At 56.6% G+C, this 5,575-nt stretch carries 3 rRNA genes; all 3 read left to right on the top strand.

What is annotated here, in order from left to right:
• The first annotated feature begins 311 nt into the window (after window positions 1-311).
• A 16S ribosomal RNA gene (locus H9I49_RS23265) occupies window positions 312-1,833 on the top strand.
• Between the two features lie 379 nt (window positions 1,834-2,212).
• A 23S ribosomal RNA gene (locus H9I49_RS23260) occupies window positions 2,213-5,341 on the top strand.
• Between the two features lie 109 nt (window positions 5,342-5,450).
• Window positions 5,451-5,567 (top strand): 5S ribosomal RNA (gene rrf, locus H9I49_RS23255).
• Together the 16S, 23S and 5S rRNA genes form the textbook arrangement of a ribosomal RNA operon.
• The last annotated feature ends 8 nt before the right edge of the window (window positions 5,568-5,575 follow it).

Genomic DNA, 5,575 nt, shown 5'->3' with positions numbered 1-5,575 from the left:
GGCGGGTAAGTTTGAAGGGTTGCCCCGGAGGCCTCCTCGGTGAGGTGGTTGATGGTGTGTGTCCGATTCTTGAGAACTCAACAGCGTGTCAAAAATCGATGCCAATTACCTCGTCTCGGGGCCTGGCTGGTTGATCTGCGTCCTGTGTGGCGTGGTGATGGTCGGGTTTCGGTGCGAATTATCCTTTGGTTGAATTGAATGACGAGCTTTTTTGAGCTGGTTGTTTGACTTCAGTCAGGTTTTCAACCCCTTTTTTGGGGTCAAAGTTTGCTCGTGCTGTGCCCTTTTGGGTGTGGTGTGGGTGTTTGACATCAACGGAGAGTTTGATCCTGGCTCAGGACGAACGCTGGCGGCGTGCTTAACACATGCAAGTCGAACGGTGATGACGGGGCTTGCCCTGTCTGATCAGTGGCGAACGGGTGAGTAACACGTGAGTAACCTGCCCCAGACTCTGGGATAACCCCGGGAAACCGGAGCTAATACCGGATATGACACCAATCCGCATGGGTATGGTGTGGAAAGTTTTTCGGTCTGGGATGGACTCGCGGCCTATCAGCTTGTTGGTGAGGTAGTGGCTCACCAAGGCGACGACGGGTAGCCGGCCTGAGAGGGCGACCGGCCACACTGGGACTGAGACACGGCCCAGACTCCTACGGGAGGCAGCAGTGGGGAATATTGCACAATGGGCGAAAGCCTGATGCAGCGACGCCGCGTGAGGGATGACGGCCTTCGGGTTGTAAACCTCTTTCAGCAGGGAAGAAGCGAAAGTGACGGTACCTGCAGAAGAAGCACCGGCTAACTACGTGCCAGCAGCCGCGGTAATACGTAGGGTGCGAGCGTTGTCCGGAATTATTGGGCGTAAAGAGCTTGTAGGTGGTTTGTCGCGTCTGCTGTGAAAATCCGGGGCTCAACCCCGGACTTGCAGTGGGTACGGGCAGACTAGAGTGTGGTAGGGGAGACTGGAATTCCTGGTGTAGCGGTGGAATGCGCAGATATCAGGAGGAACACCGATGGCGAAGGCAGGTCTCTGGGCCATTACTGACACTGAGAAGCGAAAGCATGGGGAGCGAACAGGATTAGATACCCTGGTAGTCCATGCCGTAAACGTTGGGAACTAGGTGTGGGTCTCATTCCACGAGATCCGTGCCGCAGCTAACGCATTAAGTTCCCCGCCTGGGGAGTACGGCCGCAAGGCTAAAACTCAAAGGAATTGACGGGGGCCCGCACAAGCGGCGGAGCATGCGGATTAATTCGATGCAACGCGAAGAACCTTACCAAGGCTTGACATACACCGGAATCACTCAGAGATGGGTGCGTCTTCGGACTGGTGTACAGGTGGTGCATGGTTGTCGTCAGCTCGTGTCGTGAGATGTTGGGTTAAGTCCCGCAACGAGCGCAACCCTCGTTCTATGTTGCCAGCACGTCGTGGTGGGGACTCATAGGAGACTGCCGGGGTCAACTCGGAGGAAGGTGGGGATGACGTCAAATCATCATGCCCCTTATGTCTTGGGCTTCACGCATGCTACAATGGCCGGTACAAAGGGCTGCGAAACCGCGAGGTGGAGCGAATCCCAAAAAACCGGTCTCAGTTCGGATTGGGGTCTGCAACTCGACCCCATGAAGTCGGAGTCGCTAGTAATCGCAGATCAGCAACGCTGCGGTGAATACGTTCCCGGGCCTTGTACACACCGCCCGTCAAGTCACGAAAGTCGGTAACACCCGAAGCCGGTGGCCCAACCCTTGTGGGGGGAGCCGTCGAAGGTGGGACTGGCGATTGGGACTAAGTCGTAACAAGGTAGCCGTACCGGAAGGTGCGGCTGGATCACCTCCTTTCTAAGGAGCACTGCCCGCAGGGTCTACTCCCTGTGGTGCCAGAGCCCGGTCTGAGTGCGAACGTCACTCAGCGGGTGCTCAAGGGTGGAACATCGATTAGTTGGCGCCTTCCTGGTCGCCGCACACAAGTACAGGCCGAGCTTCGTCAAGGAGCTGGGCAGTGGAACGTGGTGTGGGGGTCGTGGTGGGTGCTTGACACGTTGTTGGGTCCTGAAGGATCGGGCGACTCGTGCCGGCCTTGGTGAGAGCCAAGGCTGTGGTGCGTGCCGGCTGGTTTCTTCTGGTCGTGGACCCTGCCGAGGGCGTGACGTTGTCATGTCGGGTGTGGGGTGCCGGTTGTATTTTGAGAACTTCACAGTGGACGCGAGCATCTTTGTAGTGTCAAGTTTTTAAGGGCACACGGTGGATGCCTTGGCACCAGGAACCGAAGAAGGACGTAGGAATCTGCGATAAGCCTCGGGTAGTCGATAACCAGACTGTGATCCGAGGATTTCCGAATGGGGAAACCCGGCTGGAGGCAAGTCCAGTCACCCGCACCTGAATATATAGGGTGTGTGGAGGGAACGTGGGGAAGTGAAACATCTCAGTACCCACAGGAAGAGAAAACAACAGTGATTCCGTGAGTAGTGGCGAGCGAAAGCGGATGAGGCTAAACCGGGCGTGTGTGATAGCTGTCAGGCGTTGCATGTCCGGGGTCGTGGGACCCGCCGACCGGTTCTGACAGACCGGTAGGGAGTAAGAAATCTGCGTCATAGTCGAAGAGCATTGAATGGCTCGGCACAGAGGGTGCGACCCCCGTAGACGAAATGGTGTGGACTCCCGGTGGATTTCCCAAGTAGCACGGGGCCCGAGAAATCCCGTGTGAATCTGGCAGGACCACCTGCTAAGCCTAAATATTCCCTGGTGACCGATAGCGGACAAGTACCGTGAGGGAAAGGTGAAAAGTACCCCGGGAGGGGAGTGAAATAGATCCTGAAACCGTGTGCCTACAATCCGTTGGAGCCTCCCGTCGTTGGACGTGTGGGGTGACAGCGTGCCTTTTGAAGAATGAGCCTGCGAGTTAGTGCTCAGTGGCGAGGTTAACCCGTGTGGGGAAGCCGTAGCGAAAGCGAGTCCGAACAGGGCGTTTGAGTCGCTGGGTCTAGACCCGAAGCGGAGTGATCTACCCATGGCCAGGTTGAAGCGCAGGTAAGACTGCGTGGAGGACCGAACCCACTTAGGTTGAAAACTGAGGGGATGAGCTGTGGGTAGGGGTGAAAGGCCAATCAAACTCCGTGATAGCTGGTTCTCCCCGAAATGCATTTAGGTGCAGCGTCACGTGTTTCTTGCCGGAGGTAGAGCTACTGGATAGCTAATGGGCCTCACCAGGTTACTGACGTTAGCCAAACTCCGAATGCCGGTAAGTGAGAGCGTGGCAGTGAGACTGCGGGGGATAAGCTCCGTAGTCGAGAGGGAAACAGCCCAGATCACCAGCTAAGGTCCCTAAGCGTGTGCTAAGTGGGAAAGGATGTGGAGTTGCTGTGACAACCAGGAGGTTGGCTTAGAAGCAGCCACCCTTTAAAGAGTGCGTAATAGCTCACTGGTCAAGTGATTCCGCGCCGACAATGTAGCGGGGCTCAAGCACACCACCGAAGCTGTGGCATTGACATACTGCTCGGCACCGACACCTGCGGGTTCGGTGTCCAGGCGTGTTGATGGGTAGGGGAGCGTCGTGTTGCCAGGGAAGCGGCGGAGTGATCCAGCCGTGGAGGCTACACGAGTGAGAATGCAGGCATGAGTAGCGAATGACGGGCGAGAAACCCGTCCGCCGAATAACCAAGGGTTCCAGGGTCAAGCTAATCTGCCCTGGGTAAGTCGGGACCTAAGGCGAGGCCGACAGGCGTAGTCGATGGACATCCGGTTGATATTCCGGAACCGGCGAAGAACCGCCCATGATGAACCCAGTGATGCTAAGTGCCTGAAGCACGCCCATCAACCCTTCGGGGTTACCGGGTGTGTGGAGCGCACGACCCGATCTGGTAGTAGTCAAGCGATGGAGTGACGCAGGAAGGTAGCCTCCGCGTGGCGATGGTTGTCCACGTCCAAGGGTGTAGGGCGCGGTCCAGGCAAATCCGGACCGCATGAAGCCTGAGACCTGATAGTGACCGCGAATGCGGGAAGAGGGTGATCCTATGCTGCCGAGAAAAACTTCTAGCGAGGTTCGAGCCGCCCGTACCCCAAACCGACTCAGGTGGTTAGGTAGAGAATACCAAGGCGATCGAGTGAATCGTGGTTAAGGAATTCGGCAAAATACCCCCGTAACTTCGGGAGAAGGGGGGCCCTGATCGTGACGGAACTTGCTTCCCGAGCGTGATCGGCCGCAGAGACCAGGGAGAAGCGACTGTTTACTAAAAACACAGGTCCGTGCCAAGTCGCAAGACGATGTATACGGACTGACGCCTGCCCGGTGCTGGAACGTTAAGGGGACGGGTTAGCCTCACGGCGAAGCTCAGAACTTAAGCGCCAGTAAACGGCGGTGGTAACTATAACCATCCTAAGGTAGCGAAATTCCTTGTCGGGTAAGTTCCGACCTGCACGAATGGCGTAACGACTTCTCCACTGTCTCAACCACGAACTCGGCGAAATTGCACTACGAGTAAAGATGCTCGTTACGCGCAGCAGGACGGAAAGACCCCGGGACCTTTACTACAGCTTGGTATTGGTGTTCGGTACGGCTTGTGTAGGATAGGTGGGAGACTGTGAAGCCGTCACGTCAGTGATGGTGGAGTCAACGTTGAAATACCACTCTGGTCGTTCTGGATATCTAACCTCGGTCCGTGATCCGGATCAGGGACAGTGCCTGGTGGGTAGTTTAACTGGGGCGGTTGCCTCCTAAAAGGTAACGGAGGCGCCCAAAGGTTCCCTCAGCCTGGTTGGCAATCAGGTTTTGAGTGTAAGTGCACAAGGGAGCTTGACTGTGAGACAGACATGTCGAGCAGGGACGAAAGTCGGGACTAGTGATCCGGCGGTGGCTTGTGGAAGCGCCGTCGCTCAACGGATAAAAGGTACCCCGGGGATAACAGGCTGATCTTGCCCAAGAGTCCATATCGACGGCATGGTTTGGCACCTCGATGTCGGCTCGTCGCATCCTGGGGCTGGAGTAGGTCCCAAGGGTTGGGCTGTTCGCCCATTAAAGCGGTACGCGAGCTGGGTTTAGAACGTCGTGAGACAGTTCGGTCCCTATCCGCTGTGCGCGTAGGAAACTTGAGAAAGGCTGTCCCTAGTACGAGAGGACCGGGATGGACGAACCTCTGGTGTGTCAGTTGTTCTGCCAAGAGCACCGCTGATTAGCTACGTTCGGAAGTGATAACCGCTGAAAGCATCTAAGCGGGAAGCACGTTTCAAGATGAGGTTTCCAGGCCCGCGAGGGCGAGAGGCTCCCAGCTAGACGACTGGGTTGATAGGCCGGACGTGGAAGCACAGCAATGTGTGGAGCTGACCGGTACTAATAAGCCGATAACTTGACTTACAAAGATGCTACGCGTCCACTGTGCGGTTCCCGAGATACAAACGGGAACCCGCAACACCCCACCACCCGTGCGGCGTGTTGCCTCCACGAATTGATATCTCCATAGAGTTTCGGCTGTCATAGCGAAGGGGAAACGCCCGGCTCCATTCCGAACCCGGAAGCTAAGCCCTTCAGCGCCGATGGTACTGCACTGGTGACGGTGTGGGAGAGTAGGACGCAGCCGGACACACTTTG

Source organism: Terrabacter sp. MAHUQ-38, from assembly GCF_014518425.1.
Lineage (GTDB): Bacteria > Actinomycetota > Actinomycetes > Actinomycetales > Dermatophilaceae > Terrabacter.
The sequence above is the reverse complement of the archived record's forward strand: the minus strand, read 5'-3'. Positions and strand labels throughout refer to the sequence as shown.